At 73.7% G+C, this 21,190-nt stretch carries 11 protein-coding genes; 4 read left to right on the forward strand and 7 right to left on the reverse strand.

Going from position 1 to position 21,190, the window contains the following annotated elements; genetic code table 11:
* Positions 1 to 3 precede the first annotated feature (3 nt).
* Positions 4 to 654 carry a pyridoxamine 5'-phosphate oxidase gene (pdxH, locus tag BM085_RS06870; RefSeq protein ID WP_093886465.1) on the reverse strand — a complete coding sequence of 217 codons (651 nt, stop codon included), beginning with the start codon at positions 652 to 654 and terminating at the stop codon, positions 4 to 6.
* Positions 655 to 767: 113 nt separating this feature from the next.
* Between pdxH and BM085_RS06875 the strand changes: the two genes are divergently transcribed.
* Complete coding sequence (locus BM085_RS06875) at positions 768 to 1,451, forward strand: methyltransferase domain-containing protein (RefSeq protein WP_093886180.1); 684 nt, start codon at positions 768 to 770, stop codon at positions 1,449 to 1,451.
* A gap of 215 nt (positions 1,452 to 1,666) precedes the next feature.
* Here the strand turns inward: BM085_RS06875 and BM085_RS06880 are convergent, their stop codons facing one another.
* From BM085_RS06880 to BM085_RS06905, 6 genes are read right to left on the reverse strand one after another with little or no spacing between them, the layout of a single operon-like run.
* Positions 1,667 to 2,047 (reverse strand): nuclear transport factor 2 family protein, encoded by a 381-nt coding sequence (locus BM085_RS06880; RefSeq protein WP_031170289.1) that lies wholly within the window; start codon positions 2,045 to 2,047, stop codon positions 1,667 to 1,669.
* Positions 2,048 to 2,069: 22 nt separating this feature from the next.
* Positions 2,070 to 2,849: a thioesterase II family protein gene (locus BM085_RS06885; RefSeq protein WP_093886181.1), complete on the reverse strand. Its 780-nt coding sequence runs from the start codon at positions 2,847 to 2,849 to the stop codon at positions 2,070 to 2,072.
* On the reverse strand, positions 2,846 to 3,973 hold the full coding sequence (locus tag BM085_RS06890) for a Gfo/Idh/MocA family oxidoreductase (RefSeq protein ID WP_093886182.1): 1,128 nt from the start codon (positions 3,971 to 3,973) through the stop codon (positions 2,846 to 2,848). Before BM085_RS06890 ends, BM085_RS06885 begins: the two co-directional genes overlap by 4 nt.
* Positions 3,970 to 5,328: a saccharopine dehydrogenase NADP-binding domain-containing protein gene (locus BM085_RS45760; RefSeq protein WP_245789170.1), complete on the reverse strand. Its 1,359-nt coding sequence runs from the start codon at positions 5,326 to 5,328 to the stop codon at positions 3,970 to 3,972. Before BM085_RS45760 ends, BM085_RS06890 begins: the two co-directional genes overlap by 4 nt.
* Positions 5,325 to 10,970, reverse strand: a complete 5,646-nt coding sequence (locus BM085_RS06900) for a non-ribosomal peptide synthetase (RefSeq protein WP_245789171.1) — start codon at positions 10,968 to 10,970, stop codon at positions 5,325 to 5,327. Before BM085_RS06900 ends, BM085_RS45760 begins: the two co-directional genes overlap by 4 nt.
* Positions 10,967 to 18,025, reverse strand: coding sequence for a non-ribosomal peptide synthetase (locus tag BM085_RS06905; protein ID WP_245789172.1), 7,059 nt, complete (start codon positions 18,023 to 18,025; stop codon positions 10,967 to 10,969). The genes BM085_RS06900 and BM085_RS06905 overlap by 4 nt, the downstream gene beginning before the upstream one ends.
* Before the next feature lie 296 nt (positions 18,026 to 18,321).
* On the opposite strand from BM085_RS06905, the gene BM085_RS06910 reads away from it, so the two are divergent.
* Genes BM085_RS06910 through BM085_RS06920 form a run of 3 tightly spaced genes read left to right on the forward strand, consistent with a single transcriptional unit; the run spans position 18,322 to position 21,168 of the window.
* Positions 18,322 to 19,050 carry a Phenylacetic acid catabolic protein gene (locus tag BM085_RS06910; RefSeq protein WP_177244989.1) on the forward strand — a complete coding sequence of 243 codons (729 nt, stop codon included), beginning with the start codon at positions 18,322 to 18,324 and terminating at the stop codon, positions 19,048 to 19,050.
* Positions 19,029 to 19,607 carry a hypothetical protein gene (locus BM085_RS06915; protein ID WP_093886183.1) on the forward strand — a complete coding sequence of 193 codons (579 nt, stop codon included), beginning with the start codon at positions 19,029 to 19,031 and terminating at the stop codon, positions 19,605 to 19,607. Before BM085_RS06910 ends, BM085_RS06915 begins: the two co-directional genes overlap by 22 nt.
* Positions 19,600 to 21,168, forward strand: a complete 1,569-nt coding sequence (locus BM085_RS06920) for an AMP-binding protein (protein ID WP_218158638.1) — start codon at positions 19,600 to 19,602, stop codon at positions 21,166 to 21,168. The genes BM085_RS06915 and BM085_RS06920 overlap by 8 nt, the downstream gene beginning before the upstream one ends.
* The last annotated feature ends 22 nt before the right edge of the window (positions 21,169 to 21,190 follow it).

The raw sequence follows: 21,190 nt of genomic DNA on the forward strand, positions 1-21,190 counted from the left end.
TCCTCAGGGTGCTATCTGCACGCTCCGCCAGCCGTCGCCGACGATCTCGCGGCGGTAGCGGAAGCGGTCCTGTATCTCGTCGGTACGGCGCTGCCAGAACTCGACCTCCTCCGGTGTCAGGCGGTAGCCGCCCCAGTGGGCGGGCCGGGGCACCTCCTGCCCGGAGAAGCGGTCGCCGGCCTGGGCGAGCTGCGCCTGGAGCACGTCCCGGTCGCCGACCACCCGGCGCTGGTCGCTCGCCCAGGAGAGCAGCTGGACGCCGCGGGGCAGGCCCGCGAAGAAGGCGTCGGACTCGACGTCGGTGAGCCGGGCGACGCCGCCTTCGGCGCGCACCTGCCGGCCCACCTCCAGCCAGCCGAAGCAGAGCGCGGCCTGCGGGTTGACAGCCAGGTCGGCGCTCTTGCGGCTGCCGTAGTTGGTGAAGAACACGAATCCGTGGTCCACGTAGGCCAGGTCGACCCACCGCGCCGACGGGCGGCCGTGGATGTCCGCCGTGGCGAGCACGGCGGCCTGGCCCGCGGCCGGGCCGGTGCCCAGCCACTCGTCGTGCCAGTGCCGGAACTGGGCCAGCGGGTCGCTCTCCAGCTTCCCGGGGTCGACTCCGTCCCTTCGGTAGGAGGCGCCCAGCCGGATGAGATCGGTGGTCGTCGACATCAGCCTCTCCATCCGTCATTACATATTTTATAGCTACATGCCGTTCGTGGCATGATTTAAACGCTAATGCCTATAATTATCTAATGCAACGTCCATCGGAGACCGGAGAGACGATGAATACTCGCGCCCGGCAGGCCGCCGGAAATCTTCTCGCCCGCCATCGGGAAATCACGCTGCGGCAGAATTTCCGGCTGCTCGGCCTCGACTGGGATCTCCTTCCCGGCGTCTACGCCCCGCACCTGTCACAGTCCTCGGCGCTGTACGCCGAGTGGATCCCCTACCCGGTGCACGGCTCCTTCTGCGAGATCGGCAGCGGCACCGGCTACGTGGCCGTCACCGCCGCCCTCCGCGGATGCGACGCGGTGACCGCGATCGACATGAGCCGGGCCGCGGCCGACAACACCCGGCTCAACGCCGAACGGCACGGCGTCGCCGACCGCGTCCGCGTGGCCTGCGGGGACATGTTCTCCCCGCTGGGCGCGGACGACCGCTTCGACCTGATCTACTGGAACTCCAACTTCGTCGAGGCCCCCTCGGACGAGGCCGCGGCCGACGACCTGGAGCGCGCGTTCTTCGATCCCGGCTACACCGCGCACGACGCCTTCCTGCGCGACGCCGGGAATCATCTGACCCCCGGCGGGCGGCTGATGCTCGGCTTCACCGACCTCGGCAACGCGGCGCTCGTCGGCGAGATCGCCGCCCGGCACGGCTGGCGGCCGGCCGTTCTCCGGGCGGCCGGCTGCGCCGCCCCGGAAGGGAAAATCGATTATCAGCTCGTCGAATTCCTCCGGGACTGAAAAGTCCCGGAGGAATTCCTCCCCTATGTCGAATCATTTGACGGCGGCGATGGAGGCGCAGGGAAACGGGCGCCGATATCGCCGCCACCACCATCACCCGGGCGGGCGTGAAAGGCACGGAAACAGCTGAGGGACCGCCCTGCGGAAATCCCGCCGGAGCGGCGGATCGGCGCGCGACCGGCGGGCGGAACCCGGGGAACGGCCGGGCAAGCGCCTCAGTCCTCCTGTTTGACCGGTGTCTGCTGGTGGAAGGCGAGCTTCCACGCGCCGTCGCGGCGGACGTAGGCGCTGCTCATGTAGAGCTGGAAGACGAAGCCGGCCTCCTTGAGGTTGACGACCGCCCGGTAGGTGATGACCGCGCTGTCGGCGGTGAGCGGCAGGACCTTGACGTCCTGCAGCTTGTAGTCGTCGAAGGGCGACTTGTTGGCGTCGATGTCGTCGGCGAGCTCCGCTCCGGTCTGCAGGCCGTCGGGCTCGACGCACAGCGTGCGGTCGGTGATCAGCCGCCGGTAGAAGTCGCCGTCTCCCACCGATATCGCCGCCCAGCCCTGCTCTTCGAGGGCGAGCAGCTCGTTCTCGATTGCCTTGGTCTCCAACGCGCTTTCCTTTCGTAACGTGTCACGGGGTCGACGGCCATGGGTCGGACAGGCGGCAGTGGCGCAACACCTCCCTGATCAGCTCGTCCTCGTGGGCGACCAGGTAGAAGTGGTCTCCGGGGAAGGCGCGCAGCCCGAAGCCGCCGGCCGTGTGGTCCGCCCACGCCGCCGCCTCGTCCAGGTCGACCTCGGGGTCGGCGTCTCCGAGGCAGACGCAGATCGGCGTCCGGACAGGCGGGCGGGGCCGCGGCTCGTAGGTCTCTATCAGCCGGTAGTCGGCGCGGAGCGCGGGCAGGACGAGCGCGCGCAGCGCGGGGTCGGCGAGGACCTCCTCGCTGGTGCCGCCGAGCCTGCGCAGGTCGGCCAGGAGGGCCTCGTCGCCGCCGAGATGCACCTCGGCGGGTCTCAGGCGGTCCGGCGCGGGCCGTCCGGAGACGACGAGGCCCGCCAGCGGCACCCTCTCCCGCTCCTCGAGCCGCCGCGCCACCTCGTGCGCCACCGCCGCGCCCATGCTGTGGCCGAACAGCGCGATCGGGACGCCGGGCAGGTCTTCCAGCGCCGCCGCGACCGGCCCGGCGAGCCCGTCCATGTCGGCGGCGAACTCCTCCTCGATGCGGTCCTGGCGGCCGGGGTACTGCACCGCGTACAGCTCGACGCCGTACGGCAGGCGCCCCGCCCAGGTCCGGAAGAAGCCGGCCGCGCCGCCCGCGTGCGGGAAGCACACCAGCCGCAGCCTCGGCGCGGGATCGGCGCGCTGGCAGCGCAGCCACCGGTCACGCATCTCGGTCCTCATGATCGTCATGTGAGCAGCTCCTCGTGCTGCGATCTCATGGCGGAGATCAGCTCGTCGGCGGAGAGCGGACGCGGCGCCGGGCCCAGCAGGCGCTCGGGGAAGCCCAGTGCCCCCGCCATCGCCTGCCACACCTTGCAGACCGCGAGATGATACTGACCATCACGGAGCGGATCAACTCCATCACTCTGCGCCGTCCAGGTGGCGCGCAGGGCCCTCTCGACCCCGGCGGGCCACATCTCGCCGAGGATCTCGCGGTAGCTGGGGGCCCGTGCCGGCCCGATGGGCGTGCTGCTGGGGAAGTCGAGGTGCTCGTCGGCGGCGCCGTCCAGCGTGGCGAGAGTCCTGGCCTGCTCGGGCAGGTGCGGGCGGGGGGACCACAGCACCGGCCCGTGGGTGTTGGCCAGCGTGAGCGTGCCTCCCTCCGTCCCCAGGGTGACGCGGTGCAGGAAGTGCGCGTGGTTGTCGGGGTCGGCCGGGTGGAGCTGGTTCTGCACCCGCAGGGTGAGCGGCACCCCGGCCAGGACTCCGCTGAGGGTGCGGAACGGCGGCTCGGCGCCGGACAGCCGGCGGATCTCCTCCGGCACCTGCGGCGGATCGGCGAAGCCCCACGGCCGCAGCCCGCCCAGGATCCTGCCGAGGATGTCGAAGAGGTGGTAGGAGACCTGGATGCCGCAGACGGCGTCCACGAAGAGGGGGCGCTGGCGGGCCAGCAGCACCCGTGCGGCGGCGGTGAACCGGCGTACCGGCGGCAGGTGGGTGTAGTGCGTGTTGACCTGGTAGAAGACCTTCTCCCGCCGGGCGGTGCGCAGCGAGGCCGCGAGCTCGTCGTGGAGCAGGGGGCCCTCCTGCAGCACGTGCACGCCGCGGGACATGAACCGGGCCGCGACCGCGCTGCCCTGGCCGCCGTTGACCTCCCCCAGGAGCACCACGCAGGCCAGGTCGACGTCGCCGGGCACCTGCTCGACCTCGGTGTACAGCGGGACTCCGGCCCGGTCGGCGCAGAGCCGCGAACGGTCGCTGCCCCTGGCCAGCACCCCGGCCAGCTCGAACGGCACGCCGGGCCTGCCCAGCGCCGCCAGGTGCACCCGGCCGAAGCCGGTGCCGCAGACGATGACGCGTGGCCGCCCGCTCACAGGACCCCCTCCTCCACCTCTACGGCCGGCGCCACGCCGTCGACGACCTCCAGCCGGGTGACCGCCGGGTCGTCCAGGAGGGCCTGGAAGACCGCGCCGGCGTCGAGCACGTCGGCCGCGTCGTGCAGCCCCGGGCGGACGAGGCCCCGCAGGACCGCGCCGGCCGCCAGCACGGCGACCGCCGCGCTCAGCTCGTAGCTGTCGGCGGCCCGCGCGACGAGCGTCCGGGTGACCGGCCGGCCCGCCGCCTCCCCTTCCATCCGGAAGACCATCTGGAAGTACGGCGTGCGCCCGAACGCCTCCAGGCGCGAGGTCCGCACCAGCTCGCCGGCCGCGGTGTCCGCGTCCAGGTCGTGCAGGCGGGCCAGTGCCGCGAGCGTCAGCTCCCCGTCGAAGACGCTCGACCACTCGACCTCGGCGAAGCCCAGCGATCTGGCGAGCCGCTCGGCCTCCGCGCTGAGGTAGGGGTAGGCGTTGACCCGGCCGGGGAAGTGCGGCAGCTCGACGCCCCGGCGGGGCCTGGAGGCGCGGGGGATCACCTGGTGTCCCCGCCAGACCGCCAGCGGCGTCGCGTACCCGTCCGACAGCGAGGCCACGTAGTCGAGCGCGGCGGCGGGGGTGAACCTGTCGACGCCGCCCACGTGAGCGGTCAGCCGGTCCACCCGGTCGAACCCCTGTCCGGCGAGATGCCTCGGCAGCAGAGCCGACAGGCCGGGCATCATCCCCGCCGAGAGCACGACGACCCGCCCGGCGTCGTCCCGCCCGGCGCGACCCCGCCCCGCGGAACCCTGACCGTCGAAACTGCGCCCTGCGGAACCGTGACCGTCGGAACCGTGACCCACGGAACCGTGACCCGCGGAACCCTGGCCCGTTGAGCCCCGGTGGACCGTGGAGCCCGCCGGGAGGCCCGCCGCCGCGAGCCTGTCGCGCACGGCCGCGTCGCCGGCGACGTCGACGTAGTGGGCGCCGGCGGCGAGCGCCGCGCGGGCCACCGTGTCGAGGATCCGGCTGGACGGCCCCGCGCAGTTGACCACCACGTGGCAGCCCTCGCAGAACGCGGCCAGCGCCGCCGCGTCGCGGAGGTCGACTGCCACGGCCTCGTCCGCCCCGGCCCTCGCCTCCATGCCCCCGACGTCCGGCACGGCCGTACCGGTGACGGCTCCGCCCGTCGCGGCCTCCGCCCCGGCCGGCCCGCCGGCCCCGGTTCCGATCAGGGCGCGGACCCGGTCGAGGTCCCTGCCGCCCAGGCGCAGCGGGCCCGCCCCGGCCTCCCTGAGGCGGCGGACGACCGACCCGCCCACGGCCCCGTAGCAGCCCAGGACGGCGATGACGGGCGCTCCGCGGCCGGGCCTCATCGCGCCGCCTGGGACGTGGCCAGGAAGGTCGCCACCTCGTCGACGTTGGGCGGCTGCAGGCAGGTGAAGTGGTCGCCGGGGACGTCGACCACCTCCAGGTCGCCCAGGCACAGCTCGCGCCAGAAGCCCGTCATGTCGTCGCGCAGCCACGGCAGGAAACGGGTGTCGCCGAGCTGACGCAGGAAGGTGATGTCCCCGGCGTACGGCTCCGGGGTGTGCGTGCCGACCGCCAGCAGGCTGTGCCGTACCACCTGGAAGAGGGAGTTCACGTGCCGCTCGACCTCGGGGTCGGACCGGGTCTCGGTGGCGGCGCGGCCGATCGCGGCCAGCCGCTCCCGCTGGGAGAGCCCGGCGAGCCGCCGGAAGTCGGCGGCGGCCGACTCCAGGGCCGGGTCGCCGGTGAGCCCGGCCACGCGGCCGGCGGGGACGCGTTCGGAATCCTCGGCGAGGAGGAGCTCGAACACCCGCGACATGGTGTCCTCGTCTCCCGGGTAGCCCGCGTCGGCGGGGTCGATCCCCATCACGCGGGCGAAGACGTACTCGACGACCAGCTCGTCCTCGATGATCCGGGGCAGGGTGTAGCTGCTGATCACGGTGAGGCTCTCCACGGCGGCGCCCGCCTCGGTGAGGTGGCGGGCGACCTCGGCGGCCAGCAGGCCCCCCATGCAGTAGCCCACGATGTGGAAGCGGGAGGAGCCGGTGTCGAGCAGCGCCCTGGCGTACCGGGCGGCGCGCCTTTCGATGAGCCCCTCGGGCTCCTCGGCGAGATACCGCTCGACCTCGGTGATCGCCAGGCCGACCAGCGGCCCGCCCTTGGCCGCCAGCAGCCGGGCCAGCGCGCGGTAGGGCGCCAGGGTGCCGCTGCCCTCGTGGACGAGCACCCGCAGCGCGCCGTCGCCCCCGTCCTCGTCCCCGCCGAGCGGGACCAGCGGGGAGGCCTCGCCGCGGGGGCCGGACTCCTCCTCGTCCTGTGCCCGCCGGACGTGGTCGGCGAGCGCGGCCACGGTGGGCCGGTGCAGGATCTGGCGGACCAGGTCGTCCCAGAACAGCTCCCGTGTCTCCGCCACCTCCTCGCGCAGCCGGGCCGCCAGCTTCGCGACGACCAGCGAGTCCCCGCCGAGCTCGAAGAAGTCCTCCTCCCTGTCGACCCGGGCCAGCCCCAGGACCTCGGCCCAAACGGCCGCGAGCCGGCGTTCGAGGTCGTCGCGGGGCTCGCCGCCCGCCGCGGCGCGACCGGACGCCGCGCGGGGCAGCCAGGACCGCAGCGTCGCGTGGTCGACCTTGCCGTTGCCGGTGAGCGGCAGGGCGTCCACGACCTGCGTGTGGCTGGGGATCATGTACTCCGGCAGCCGGTCGGCCAGATGCTCGGCGAGACCGGCCACGCCCAGCCGGGCCCGGTCGCTCTTGAACCGGGCGGCGAAGACGTTCTGGCCGAGCGGGCCGGTGACGTCGTCCGGTCCCGGCAGGCAGAGGGTGGTGTCGGCGCCGGCCCCGGTCAGGAGCCCCAGCCACTCCTCGCGGCCCAGGAACGTCTGGTCGCGTCCCTTGCGCAGGTCCTCGTAGTCCCACTTGCGCGGGTCCTTCTCCGGCATCATGAACTCCATCGAGGTCATGATCTGGTAGCTGTCCTTGGTGGTCTCGATGAAGACCAGCCAGCCGCCCGGCCTGAGCATCTCGCGGAGCCCGGCCAGCACCCGGCCCGCGTGCCGCGAGTTGTGCAGCACGTTCGCGCACAGGACGACGTCGAAGTCGTTGGGGGCGTAACCCTGCTCGCGGTAGTCCTCGTTGATGTCGAACAGCCCGTAGCGCACCCAGGGCCGCTCGCCGAACCGCTCGCGGGCCTCGTTGAGGAAGAACGGCGAGACGTCGGTGAACAGGTAGTCGACGTCGAACTCGGCCAGTGCGGGGATCATCTGGGCACTGGTCCCGCCGACGCCCGCGCCGACCTCGATGACGCGCAGGGGCCCGTCGTGCCGGGCGGCGATCCCGCGCAGCACCGCGATGGCGGCGTGGTTGACGTAGCGGCTGATGATGTTCTCCCGGTAGGCGGCCTCGGAGATCTCCAGCCGGCCTTCCGGGAACAGCAGCGGAAGCGGGTCGAGCTCGTCGCGGAGCAGCTCGGGCAGGCGCTCGGTGCTCTCCTTGAAGTAGTCGATGAGCACGGCCTTGTAGCTGTCCTCGCGCTGGAGCTCCTCCACCGCCTGCCAGGCCCGCGCCAGGTCGGCGGCCTCGATCACCCGCAGCGCGTGGAAGCCGTCGCCGTCGCCGTCGATGACGCCCTCCCGCTCCAGCACGCGCAGCCACCGCCGGACGAGCCGGTGGTGCCGGGGCGCCGCCCCGGTCGCGGCCAGGACCTGCTCGGTGGTCGTCCGCCCGGCGGTGGAGCCGAACAGGCCCCGCCGCCGCAGCGCCCACATCATGCCGATCACCGCGGCCCGGTCGAGCCTGCCGATGAACTCCATGAGCTCGGCGCGGTCGATGTGGGTGGTGTGCGGATCGGCCGCGGCGGCGGCCGCCGCGGCCAGCTCCGCGGCCGGATCCTCGCCGGAGGCGGCCCGCCGTACCGGTTCGGCGAAGGCGGCCAGCCTGCGCTCCATGCCGCTGCCGTCGAGCAGGACGTGGACCGCCGCGACCGCCGGGTGCGACTGGATCGCCGCCTCGACCTCGGCGAGCTCGATGCGATGCCCGCGGATCTTGACCTGCCGGTCCTCCCGGCCGAGGAACTCGATCGTGCCGTCGTCGTGGTAGCGGCCCAGGTCACCGGTGCGATAGAGGCGCTCGCCGGTGTCGGGACGGCGGATGAACCGCTGGGCGGTCCTGTCCTCGTCGCCGAGGTAGCCCAGCGCGAGGCCCGCGCCGCCGATGTACAGCTCGCCGGGCACCCAGTCGGGGCAGGGGCGCAGCGCCTCGTCGAGGACGTGGAAGGTCTGGTTGGCCAGCGGCGTGCCGTACGGGATGCTCCGCAGGCCGTCCCGGACCTCGCCGATCGGATGGTATATCGACCAGATCGCCGCCTCGGTGGCGCCGCCGAGACTGATCAGCTCCAGGCCCGGCAGGCGCCCCCGGACGCGGCCGGGCAGTGCGATCGGGATCCAGTCGCCGCTGAGCATCGCCAGCCGCAGGGACGGCAGGGCCGGCTCGGACTGGGAACCCAGGTAGTGGTCGAGCATCTGCAGCTGCGCGGGCACGGAGTTCCAGACCGTGACGCCGTGCCCGGCGATCAGCCGCGCCCAGTGCGCGGGGTCGCCCCGGCCCTCGGCGTCGGGCAGCACGAGGGCGCCGCCCAGGGACAGGGGTCCGAAGATGTCGTACACCGACAGGTCGAAGCCCAGGCCCGCCAGGCCGAGGACGCGGTCCTCCGCCGTCACCGCGAAGCGCCGGTTGACGTCGGCCACCGTGTTGAGGGCCGCGCGGTGGGAGATCATCACTCCCTTGGGGTCGCCGGTGGAGCCCGAGGTGTAGATCACGTACGCCAGGTCGCCGGGGTCGGCCGCCGACCGCGGAGCCGGGAGCGCGGACGGCAGGAGGAGGTCGACGTCGACGAGGTCGGCTCCCTCCGGACGGTCGCGGATCCACGACTGCGTGAGCACGTGCCGGACACCGGCGTCGGCGAGGATCCGCGCCCGCCTGGCCGGCGGCTGGCCGGTGTCGACCGGCAGGTAGGCGCCACCGGCCAGGAGCGTGCCGAGGACGGCGACGACCTGCTCCCAGCCCTTGTCCATCATGACCGCGGCCAGGGCGCCCGGCGCGAACCCCCGGGCCCGCAGCGTCTCGGCCACGCCCGCGGCCCTGGCGAGCAGCTCGCCGTAGGTGAGGGTGCGCTCCCCCGTCACGACGGCCGCCCTGTCCGGCGCGCGCAGCGCCTGGGCGACGACCGCCTCGTGCAGCAGCCCGCGGGGCAGCGGCTCGGCGGTCGCGTTCACCCGGTCGCGCCGGTCGGCCTGTACCGCGGGCAGCGCGACCGGGCAGGCGCGCTCCCACGGCTCGTCCGAGGCGGCCAGGTCGCGCAGCAGCCCCTCCAGCGCGCCGAAGGCGTCCTCGACCAGCCCCGGGGGGAACACCCCGTCGCGCACGTCCCACCTGACCTCCAGCGCGCCGCCCTCGACCACCGCCTGGCAGTCGATCCACACCTGCGGCGTCTGGCTCCTGCCGTACACCACCTCGGCCAGGCCGTTCATGCCCTCGTGACCCGACGCCTCGTCGCTGAGCCCGATCGTGCTGGTGAAGACGACCGGCATCAGCGCGGCGCCCCGGCCGCGGCGGCGGGCGATCTCCCGCATGACCTCCACACCGGAGTAGAGGCGGTGGTCGAGGTCCTCCCAGAGCCGGTCCTGCAGCGCGCGGGCCCGCCCGTGGAAGGCCGCGCCCGCCTCGCCGTCGACGGCCAGCAGGCTGACCGTCGTGAAGTCGCCGACCAGCCCTCCCACCTGGGGGTGGAGCGGCTGCCGGTTGAGCAGGGTCAGGTTCAGCGAGAACCGGGGGCGCCGGCTCCACCTGGCCACCACCTCGGCGAAGGCGGCCAGGACCGCCGTGGAGGGGGTGACGCCGTGGGCGCCCGACCTGGCCCGGAACCGTTCCCACTGCCCGGCGTCGAGGGTGACCTGGTGGCGGGTGAAGCGGCTGCCGGCCTCCGCCGCCGCGTTGTCGCGGACCGGAAGCTCCGGCGGCCCCGGCAGCTCGTCGACCCGTCCCTCCCAGTAGTCGCGGTCGCGCTCGTAGGCGGCGCCCTCGCGCAGCCGGCGGGCCGCGAGCAGGTAGTCGCGGAAGCCGATCTCCAAGGGCGGGAGGGGGTGGCCGGGGTCGAGGTAGAGCCGCTTGAGCTCGGTCAGCAGCAGCTGGATGCTCAGGTAGTCGGCGATCAGGAAGTCGATGGAGACGTGCAGCAGCGCCCGCCCGTCGGTGCGCGTGACGCGCAGCTCGAACAGCGGCCAGGCGTCGGCCTCATAGACCCGGTGGTCCATCGCGGCGCGGACCTCGTCGAGATGGTCGCTCACCCGCCCGGCGGACTCGCCGCGCAGGTCCGTCACCTCGATCCGGTAGTCCGGCACGTCGGCCAGCACCTGCTGGTAGCCGTCGACGTGGACGACCGCCCGCAACATGTCGTGGCGGCGGACCAGCGCCCGCCAGGCGGCCTCCAGCCGGGGCGGGTCCAGCTCGGGGAAGGCCAGCTCGGCGTAGACCTGGCAGGCCGTGCCCCCGTAGTCGAAGGCCTCCCTGCGCCCGAGGACGTAGGCGGCCTGGACGTCGGTCAGCGGGAACGGCTCGTAGCGGTCCTCCGGCTGAGGGGTCACCTCCGGGCCGGGCCGGCTCAGCCGGTCGAGCACGGCCTCCTTGTGCGCGGACAGCAGGGCCCGCCGCTCGTCGGTCAGCACGCCCTGCGGCGCCCGGAAACGGAGCCGCCCGTCCTCCTCCCAGAGCCGGACGCCCTGGCGTTCGAGCTCGGCGACGAGCCGCCCGGCGGCCAAGCGCTCCTCCTCCCCGGCCCTGCCCGATTCTTCCCCGGCCTTGCCCGATCCGGCGGTCACGCCTTCCCCTCCTCCGGCCCTCTCCGGGACGGCCGCACCCGCGGCCCTCTCCGGCCGCACGTCCGCGGCGCTGTCCGTCTCCTCGGTCCGCCCGGTCCACTCGGTCCGCTCGGTCATACGACACCTTCCTCGAAGGCCGCTGTCTCGGTCTCGGTCCGCCGCTGCTCGATCAGGGCCGCGTGCTCGGCGACGGTGGGGCCCGCGAAGATCTCCCGCAGGGCCAGGTCCGCGCCGAACCCGATCCGGATCTCCTCGGCGAGGCGGGCCGCCAGGATGCTGTCGCCGCCGAGGGCCACGAAGCTCTGCTGCCTGCCGACCCGGTCCAGACCCAGCAGCTCGCACCAGATCCGGCCCAGCGCCTCCTCGACGGGGCCGGAGGGCGGCGCGTCCTCGTCGGTCCCCTGCCCGTCCCGTTCGGCGAGCTTCGCGAGCGCGCCGCGGTCCACCTTTCCGTTGGCGCTGAGGGGGAACCGGTCGAGCATCGTGATCGTGGGCGGCACGGCGTAGGGCGGCAGCCGTTCGGCGAGCCAGTCCCGCAGCTCCCGCGGGCCGGTGCCGGCGGCGGCCACCACCAGCGCGGCCAGCCGGCGGGTGGGGTGCCCGACCGTGGTCACCACCGCGTGGTCCACGTCCGGGTGGGCGTGCAGAGCCGACTCGATCTCGCCCAGCTCGATCCGGTGGCCGCGCACCTTGACCTGGTGGTCGGCCCGGCCCAGGAACTCCAGCGTGCCGTCGGGCCAGTAGCGGCCCAGATCGCCGGTCCGGTACCAGCGCCCGCCGTCACGCTCGACGAACTTGGCCGCCGTGACCTCCGGATCGCCCCGATAACCCAGCGCCACCCCGGCCCCGCCGATCCACAGCTCACCCGGCACCCAGTCGGGACAGTCACGCCCCCGCCCGTCCACCACGCGGTAGCACTGGTTGCGCAGCGGGAACCCGTAGGGGATCGACCGCCAGCGCGGGTCCACCTCGGCGACCTCGAACGCGTTGGACCAGATGGCCGCCTCCGTCGCCCCGCCCAGGGCGACCAGGCGGCAGCCCGGTGCCGCCGCGGCCAGGCGGCCGGGCAGGTCCAGCCCGACCCAGTCGCCCGAGACCATCGCCAGCCGCAGGCCCGGCGGGAGCCCCTCGGGCACCGCGACCAGCAGCATGTCCAGCAGCGCCGGGACGGTGTTCCACACCGTCACCCCGTGCGCCGCCATCAGCTCCGCCCACCGGCGCGCCTCCCGCCGGGCCTCCTCCTCCACCAGCACCAGGGCGCCGCCGGCCGACAGCAGCCCGAACACGTCCCACACCGACAGGTCGAAGTCCAGCGCCGACAGCGCCAGCACCCGGTCACCGGGCCCCACCCCGAACCGCTCGTTCACATCCACCACCGTGTTGAGCGCCGCCCGATGCGACACCTCAACCCCCTTCGGCTCCCCCGTCGACCCCGACGTGAAGATCACATACGCCGGCGCATCCGGATCCACCCCGACCGGCCCCGCCAGGGGGACGCCGCCGGCCTCCATCACCGGCACGCGCTCCACGCCGTCCGGGAAACTGTCCGGGGAGCCGTTCGAGCCGCCGACCGGGGAACCAGCCGGGAAGCCGTTCGAGCCGCTGACCGGGGAGACGTCCGGGGAGACGCCGGGCTCGCCCGTCAGCACCAGCCGTACGCCCGCGCGCCGGTAGATCCGGTCCCGGCGGACCGGGGGCTGGTCCACCCCCACGGGGACGTAGGTCGCCCCGGCGGCCAGCACCCCCAGTACCGCCACGAGCTGGTCCGCGCCTCGCGGCACCGTCACCGCGACCGCGTCGCCCGGCTCGACGCCCCGCGACCGCAGCGCCCCCGCCACCCGCAGGGCCCGGCCGGCGAGCTCGCCGTAGGACAGCTCGACGCCGTCGCCGGCCAGCGCGACCCGGCCGGGCTCCCGCTCGGCCAGGGCGAAGAACCCCGAATGCAGGTTTCCCTCGGGCACCGGTCCCGCGGTGCCGTTCGCCTCGGAGCGGACCACGAGCTGGCCGGCCGGGACCGGGCAGGGCGCCGCGGCGTCCCAGTCGTCCCCGGCCAGCCACTCCAGCATCTCGGCGAAGGCGCCGAACATCGCGTCCAGCATGCCCGCGGGGAACAGCTCCTCCACGGCGTCCCAGTTGAACAGCAGCCCGCCCTCGGCCTCGATCACCTGGTGGTCCAGCCATACCTGGGGCGTCTGGGAGACGCCCCAGACCGGCTCGGCGAAGAGCCGCGCGCCGGCGTTCCACGGGTCGTCGCCCGTCACGCCGAGCGTGCTGGTGAACACCACCGGCATGGAGACCTCGGCGGAGCCGGTGCTCCTGGCCAGCTCCCGCATGACCCAGATGGCCGAGGCGTCGCTGTGTTCGAGGTCACGGACCACCTGCTGCTGCAGGCGGCGGGCGCCGTCGAGCCAGCTCTCCCCGGCGACGGGCTCGTAGGCGACGAGCAGCAGGGAGGTGAAGTCGCCCAGGACCTTGTCGATGTCGGGGTGGACCTCCCTGCGGTCGAAGAGGGTGAGGTTGATCGTCAGGTCCTGCCGCGCGCTCCACGCCCCCAGCACTTCGGCGAAGGCCGTGGCGAGCACGGTCGAGGGGGTGAGCGCGTGCCGCCTCGCGGACTCCTTGACCGCCTGCCACTTCTCGGGCGACAGGCGGGCCTGGCGCCGTACGAAGCGGGGGCGGCCGATCTGCGAGGGGTCGGCGGCGAGCGGCAGCTGGGGCGCGGGGGGCAGCTCGGTCACCCGTCCGGACCAGTACTTCCGCGCCTTTTCGAGCGCGGCGGGATCCGGTTGGACACCGAGCACGTAGTCGCGGAAGGACATGCCGACCGGGGGCAGCTCGGCGCCGGGGTCGGTGTAGAGGGTCTCCAGCTCCCGCAGCACGTTCATCGTGCTCAGCGCGTCGAGGATGATGTTGTCGAAGCTGATCCCGATGCGGGTGCGGTCATCGCCGTAGCGCACGGCCCGCACGTCGAACAGGGGCCAGCGCGTCGCGTCGATCAGCTGGTGGGACATGGCGTCCCGCAGGTTCGCCAGGGCACGGTCAGCCGTGCCGTCGTCGGCGCCGGGGACGTCGGTGACCGGGATGGAGAACCTGGGCACCTCGGGCAGGATGCGCTGGCGGCCGTCGGGGAGGAACTCGGCCCGCAGCATCTCGTGGCGCCCGATGAGCAGGTTCCACGCCTCTTCGAGCCGGGCGAGGTCCATCCCGGTGACGTCGTATTCGGTGTAGAAGTGGCAGCCCACGCCGCCGAGGGCGAAGTCGTCGGTCCGCCCGATCCAGTAGGCGCGCTGCACGTCGGTCGGGGGGAACGGGTCGTGCCGGTGCTCGGTGTCGGGGGTCAGCGTCCGCTGCGCGAGGGCGGCGCCGCCGAGTTCGAGGGTGGCCGCGAAGTCGGCGAGCACCGGTGTCTCGAACAGCCGCGACAGCTCCGCCCCGCCGATGCCCGCGGCGCGCAGCCTGGTCATCAGCCGCGTCGCGAGCAGGCTGTCGCCGCCGAGGGTGAAGAAGTTCTGGTCCCGGCCCACGGCGGGCAGTCCGAGCAGCTCGCTCCAGATCTCCGCCACGGCCGTCTCGACCGGGCCGACCGGCGGCACGGACCGTTCGGTGCGGCCGGCGAGCCGGCCTTCGAGGATGTTCCGCACGGCGCCGCGGTCGACTTTGCCGTTGGCACTGAGCGGCAGGTCCGGCAGCGCCGCGAACCACTCGGGAACCATGTACGGCGGCAGCCGTTCGGCGAGCCATTCCCGCAGGCCCTGGGGGGCGGTGCCGCCGGGCGCCGTCACCAGCGCGGCCAGCCGGCGGGCCTTGCCTCCCACCGTGGTCACCACCGCGTGGCCCACGTCCGGGTGGGCGTGCAGGGCCGACTCGATCTCGCCCAGCTCGATCCGGTGGCCGCGCACCTTGACCTGATGGTCGGCCCGGCCCAGAAACTCCAGCGTGCCGTCGGGCCAGTAGCGGCCCAGATCGCCGGTCCGGTACCAGCGCCCGCCGTCACGCTCGACGAACTTGGCCGCCGTGACCTCCGGGTCACCCCGGTAGCCCAGCGCCACCCCGGCCCCGCCGATCCACAGCTCACCCGGCACCCAGTCGGGACAGTCACGCCCCCGCCCGTCCACCACGCGGAACCGCTGGTTGGTGAGTGGCCTGCCGTAGGGGACCGAGGTCCAGTGCGCCGGGACCGGCACCGGCACGTCGGTGAAGTTGGACCAGATGGCCGCCTCCGTCGCCCCGCCCAGGGCGATCAGACGGCAGCCGGCCGCCTGGTCGGCCAGGCGGCCGGGCAGGTCCAGCCCGACCCAGTCGCCCGAGACCATCGCCAGCCGCAGGCCGTCCAGCGCTCCCGGCGCGGTCTCACCGGCGACCAGCAGCATGTCCAGCAGCGCCGGGACGGTGTTCCACACCGTCACCCCGTGCCCGGCCACCGCCTCCACCCAGCGGGCGGCGTCCCTGCGCTCGTCCTCGGTGATCAGCACCAGGGCGCCGCCGGCCGACAGCAGCCCGAACACGTCCCACACCGACAGGTCGAAGTCCAGCGCCGACAGCGCCAGCACCCGGTCACCGGGCCCCACCCCGAACCGCTCGTTCACATCCACCACCGTGTTGAGCGCCGCCCGATGCGACACCTCAACCCCCTTCGGCTCCCCCGTCGACCCCGACGTGAAGATCACATACGCCGGCGCGCCCGGATCCACCCCGACCGGCCCCGCCAGGGGGACGCCGCCGCGGAGGGCGGCCACGTCCTCGACGGACGTCACCGCCCGTGACAGCGCGGCGATCCGGTCCCTGCGGGCCGGCGGCTGGTCCACCCCCACCGGCACGTAGACCCCGCCTGCCGCCAGCACCCCGAGCACGGCGACGACCTGGTCCGCCCCCTTCGGCAGGGAGACGGTCACCGCGTCGCCCGGCTCGACGCCCCGCGACCGCAGCGCCCCCGCCACCCGCAGGGCCCGGCCGGCGAGCTCGCCGTAGGACAGCTCGACGCCGTCGCCGGCCAGCGCGACCCGGCCGGGCTCCCGCTCGGCCAGGGCGAAGAACCCCGAATGCAGCAGTCCCGGCGGGACCGGCCCGCCGGTGTCGTTGACCTGCCCGCGGACCGCGCGCTGGCCGTGGGGCAGGAGATCGGGGACGGGGCCGTCCCACTCCCCCTCCGCCAGCCGGGCGAGCAGTCCGGCGAAGGCGGCGGCCATCGCGTCCAGCACTCCCGCGGGGAACAGCTCCTCCACGGCGTCCCAGTTGAACAGCAGCCCGCCGTCCACCTCGACCACCTGGTGGTCCAGCCACACCTGGGGCGTCTGGGAGAGCATCCAGCCGAGGTCGCCGAGGCTCTTCTGGACCTCGGCGCCCACGAGGTCGCCCATGCCGACGGCGCTGGTGAACACGACGGGGGCGCTCACCTGGCCGGCGCTCCGGCCGCGGTTGAGGTCGCGCAGCACCTCCACCCCCGAGTACGCCGAGTGCGCGACGTCGGCCTGGAAGCGGCTCTGCAGCGTCCTGGCCCGGTCGGCGAAGGACATCTCCTCCGACAGGTCGACCTGGAGCAGGAGCAGGTTGGTGAAGTCGGCGACCATCAGCGGCACGTCGGGGTGGAGCGTCTGCCGGTCGAACAGGGGGAGGTTCAGCAGGAAGCGGGGCCGGCCGCTCCAGGCGCCCAGCACCTCGGCGAGCGCCGTCGCCAGCACCATCGGCAGCGTCAGGCCGTGCTCCCGGGCGCGGTCGGCCAGCCGCCGGCGCCGCTCGGGCGGCATCCAGTGGTCGCGGCGGACCACGCGGACCCGCCCGATCCGCTCGGGCTCGACGGCCAGCGGGAGCTGCGGGCCTCCCGGCAGGTCGGCGACGCGCTCCTGCCAGTACTCCCGGTCCGCGCGGCGGGCCTCCCGCCGCCGGACCTCCTGTTCGGCGAGGTAGGTGGGGAATCCGTAGGTGAGTTCGGGCAGCGGGTCGTCGGGCCGGGAGTAGAGGGCGGCGAGATCCTCAAGGATGATCTGGATGCTGCGCACGTCGGCGACAAGGAGGTCGAAGCCGGTGTGCAGCCGGTAGGCGCCGCCGGGCAGCAGGGAGAGCCGGAGGTCGAACACCTCGCCGCGCTCCACCTCCAGACGCCGGTGGGAGAGCTCGTCCCGTAAGGCGGCGAGCCGTTCGGCGGCCGTCTCGGCGGGCTGCCCGCGGAGGTCGTGGACGGTCAGGCCCGGCCAGGGGGTGCGGTCGAGGATCTGCTGGGTGCCGTCGTCGAGGAAGCGGGTCCGCAGCAGCGCGTGCCGCCGGAACAGCGCGTGGACGGCGTCCTCCAGCCTCGGCACGTCCACGTCGGCGCCGTCGAACTCGACGTAGAAGTGGCAGCCGACGCCGCCGAGCACCTGGCGGTCCTGGCGGCCGATCCAGTAGGCGTACTGCACGGGGGTGAGACCGAACGGCGCGCTCTGGTCCACCTCCGGCGCCGTCTCCCGCGCCGGCCTCTCCCGTCGCGGGCGGGCCGACAGCAGCTCCCACCAGGCGGCGAGCGTGGGCCGGTCGAAGAGGTCGGCGAACTTGACCTCCACCCCCTGGCGCTGCCACTCGCCGGCCAGCTGCATCGTGCGGATGGAGTCGAGCCCGCAGCGGACCAGGTCGTCCTCGTCGCCCAGGTCCGCGGGCTCCATGCCGAGCATGGCGGCGGCGGCCCGGCGGACGGCGTCGAGCGTCAGCGGCCCGGCGTCGGCGGGCCGCCCCCCGGGGGTCTCGCCCGGCCCGGCGTCGGCCGCGGCGGGCCGTCCTCCGGGGCCCCCGCTCCGCCCGGGGGCCTGCCCCGCCCACTCCCCCGTGGCGGGCCGGGGCGCCGGGGAGAGCGAGTCGACGTGCAGCACCTCGATCTCGCCGTGGCGGTAGCGGTTGAGCAGGGCCGAGCGGCCGGGACCGTCCCCGGTGTCCGGGCCGAGCTGCCCGGGGGCGACGAGCGCGACGGTCTCGGCCACCACCTCGTGCTCCCCGGCCACGGCGGCGCGCATCCGGCCGACCAGCTCGGTCAGCCACGCCTGCGGGAGGTCACGATCGATCTCGGCCGCCAGGAGCAGCCCGCCGCCGGAGATCGGCTGCAGCACGCGGCACGGGCGGCCCGTGGCCCCGGCCAGTGTGCGCTCCAGATCCTCTGGGCGGTGAATGCGATCCTGCACGGTCAGGTCGTGTCGCCGCGTCGCCATGTCCCACATAGCGAATCACCCTGACACGGGCCTGGAAGAATAGGCAATCAATGAAATCAATCGACGGCGCCACCGAGATGGACGAGGTAGCCGATCAGTTATCAAGTATGCCTTGCCTAACTTCAGGAAGGTGTTAGCGTGTGCTGCGGGAATGTGCGGAACATATCCATCCGGGCGCTTGCGGCTACCCGCAGGAAATAATTTCCCACCTATTTCGAGGTGCCCGATCGGGCACTTGACCCCCGCTGCGGACCGTCCTAGCTTCGGCAGGGCCGGCTCTGGAGAGGAGACGACAAGTGTCCGACACGCTCGGGGTTCTCATGAATCAGGTGGTTTCCGGCCCAGCGGAGGCTCGCGCTCTCGGAGACGAGTACATCACCGCGGTCGGCAAGATCGTGAATAGTCATGTCCGCAACGAGGCGGCGGGCGCCGCGATATTCGACGAGCCGTCGATCGCGCTCGCCCCGACGCCCCGGGAGAAGTGGCTGGCCTGCAGAATGGCGATGGAGGAATACGGCCATCATCTGAAATTCAACAAACTCGCCGCCGATCTCGGCGTGGAGGATCCCTACGCCCGATCACCTCTTTCCGTATTCGAATACGAGGTGGGCAGCTGGACCGAATACGTCATGACGAAGGCGATCGTCGATCTCGCCGAGGTCGTCCTGATGGAGGATCTCAGCCACTGCTCCTACCTGCCCCTGCGTAAGCTCTGCCGGTCGCTGATGCCCGAGGAGCGCTTCCACGTCGGGTTCGGCACCACGACCGCGCGGCAGCTCGCGGCCGACCCCGCCAAGCGTGACGACGTACGGCGGGCGGCCCACGAGCTGATCACGACGACGCTCCCCTTCTTCGGCCGCAGCGATTCCAGGAACAACGAGGTCTTCCGCCGATGGGGCATCAAGCGGATGACGAACGACGAGTGCCGCGCGGAGTTCGTCCGGCGGACCCGTGCCCTCCTTGAGGACGAGCTGGGCCTCGACCATCCGGAGGTGGACGTGCGATGGCACGGCACTTCGAGCTGAGCGAGCCGCCCGCCGGCCTGGCCGGCGAGCTGGGCCGGGGCGGCGACCGCGTCGAGCGGCTGCTCCACGGTTTCTGCGAGGCCACCCGGCCGAGCGCGGCGCCCGGCTTCACCAGCCCCGCCCCCGCGCGGCCCGCCACCCGCTTCACGGTCGTCCTCGACCGGGGCACCGCCGCCGCGACCATGGATCTCGTCGATCCCGGCTGGCTCGCCGACCTCGACCGGCGGCGGGCGGCGGCACGGTCGCGGTTGCTCGAAGCGGGCCGCGAGGACCAGCTCGAACTGGCCGAGCACGTGGCCATGCTGGTCGCCACCCCCCGGCTCGACCCGGCCGACCCGCAGGACGCCGAGGCCCGCGCGGTCTCCGGCGCCCTGCTGTGGCTCATCGGGACGGTCGTGGCGGGCGCCCTCGCCGGAGGGGACGGCGGAGAGGACGAGGACGGCACGCTCGCCGAGCTCGCCGACCTGCTGGAGAGCGGCTGGTGGCCGATCGGCCGCGTGAACGGCCGGTTCCTGATCACCCCCTACACCGCCGCCCGAGGTGAACCACGTGACTGAGATCCGGACCGGCCGCCGGGCCGGCCTCGCGACCGGCATCCGGATCGGCCGGAGCGAGGCCGGCCCGCCGGCCGGGACACTGATCGGCCAGAGCAACGTCGCGGCCGAGCTCGCCGAGCTCGCGCAGCGGAACGGCTGGGCCGCGTCACCCGCCTTCCACGCCGGTGATCGCGTCTGGAGCCACGGAGAGGTGCACGACCTGGCGGCACGGACCACCTCGGCCCTGGTCGACCTGGGCGTGCGGCCGGGCGACCGGGTGATGGTGGCGCACGGCGACGGCATCGCGTGGGTGGCGGCCTTCCTCGGCGCGGCACGGCTCGGCGCGACGGTCGTGCCGGTCAACCCGGAGCTGACCGCCGCGGACCACGCCTTCATGGCCGAGGACTGCCAGGCCTCCCTCGTGGTCGCCGAGGACGGGACGGCGGATCGATTCGACGGCGTGCCCTGCCTCACCGGTGATCGCCTCCTCGGCCTCGCCGCGGGCGCGGCCCCCGGCCCGGTCGCGCGGGTCACCGGCGCCACCGCCCTGTACGCCCAGTACACCTCCGGCACGACCGGGGCGCCCAAGGCCGCGCTGCACCGCCACGCCGACCTCGCCCTCTACCACCGCGCGGCCGGGCAGGGGGTCGTGGGCATCCGCCACGACGACGTGACGCTGTCGGTGTCGAAGCTGTTCTTCGCCTACGGCCTGGGCAACGCGCTGGTCTTCCCGCTGTTCTCCGGGTCGTCGGCGGTCCTGCTCGGCGACCGGCCCGGCGCCGCGCGGATCGAGGAGACGGTCGGGCGGCACGGCGTCACCGTGCTGTACGCGGTCCCCTCCGCCTACGCCAACGTCGCCGCCGAATGCGACGGCGCCTCCTTCGCCTCGGTGCGGCTCGCCGTCTCCGCGGGCGAGGCGCTCAACGAGACGCTCGCGGCACGGGCGCGGGACCTGCTCGCGGCCCCCGTCCTCGACCAGCTCGGCTCGACCGAGGCCGGGCACGCGTTCTGCTCCAACACCTTCGACTCCGACGAGCCGGGAACGATCGGCCGTCCCCTGACCGGTTACGAATTGCAGATACGCGACGACGACGGCGGTCCCGTCGCCGACGGCGAGGGAGAGCTCTGGGTCCGCGGCGGGTCCGTCATGGCCGGCTACCTCAACCGGCCGGAGCAGACCGCCCGGACCCTGGTGGACGGCTGGCTGCGGACCGGGGACCGCGCCGAGCGCCTCCCCGGCGGGGCCTACGTCCATCGCGGCCGGCGCGACGACCTCGAGATGGTCGGCGGCATCACCATGTCGCCCGTCGAGGTGGAGCGGGTCCTGGCCGAGCATCCGGCCGTCGCCGAGGTGGTGGTCGCCGTCGTCGCCGACGAGCGCGGCGCCAGCAAGCTGCGGGCCTTCGTGGTGCCGGCCGTGCCGGACCCCGATCCGGCGCGGGTGGAGGAGGAGCTGATCGCGCTGGCCCGCCGGCGGCTGGCGCCGTTCAAGGTGCCGCGCAGCGTGGAGCTGTGCCGGGCGCTGCCGCGGACGCACACGGGGAAGCTGCGCCGCTTCGCCGTCCGGAACGGAGATTGGTGATCGCTTGACTCCCTCCCCAGGG

The organism is Streptosporangium canum (genome assembly GCF_900113865.1).
GTDB lineage: Bacteria > Actinomycetota > Actinomycetes > Streptosporangiales > Streptosporangiaceae > Streptosporangium > Streptosporangium canum.

What these genes read in the sequence shown, in the direction of transcription:
- pdxH (WP_093886465.1), bottom strand. Translation starts at nt 654, where the DNA reads ATGTCGACGACCACCGATCTCATCCGGCTGGGCGCCTCCTACCGAAGG.
- BM085_RS06900 (WP_245789171.1), bottom strand. Translation starts at nt 10,970, where the DNA reads ATGACCGAGCGGACCGAGTGGACCGGGCGGACCGAGGAGACGGACAGC.
- BM085_RS06875 (WP_093886180.1), top strand. Translation starts at nt 768, where the DNA reads ATGAATACTCGCGCCCGGCAGGCCGCCGGAAATCTTCTCGCCCGCCAT.
- BM085_RS45760 (WP_245789170.1), bottom strand. Translation starts at nt 5,328, where the DNA reads ATGAGGCCCGGCCGCGGAGCGCCCGTCATCGCCGTCCTGGGCTGCTAC.
- BM085_RS06915 (WP_093886183.1), top strand. Translation starts at nt 19,029, where the DNA reads ATGGCACGGCACTTCGAGCTGAGCGAGCCGCCCGCCGGCCTGGCCGGC.
- BM085_RS06885 (WP_093886181.1), bottom strand. Translation starts at nt 2,849, where the DNA reads ATGACGATCATGAGGACCGAGATGCGTGACCGGTGGCTGCGCTGCCAG.
- BM085_RS06905 (WP_245789172.1), bottom strand. Translation starts at nt 18,025, where the DNA reads ATGGCGACGCGGCGACACGACCTGACCGTGCAGGATCGCATTCACCGC.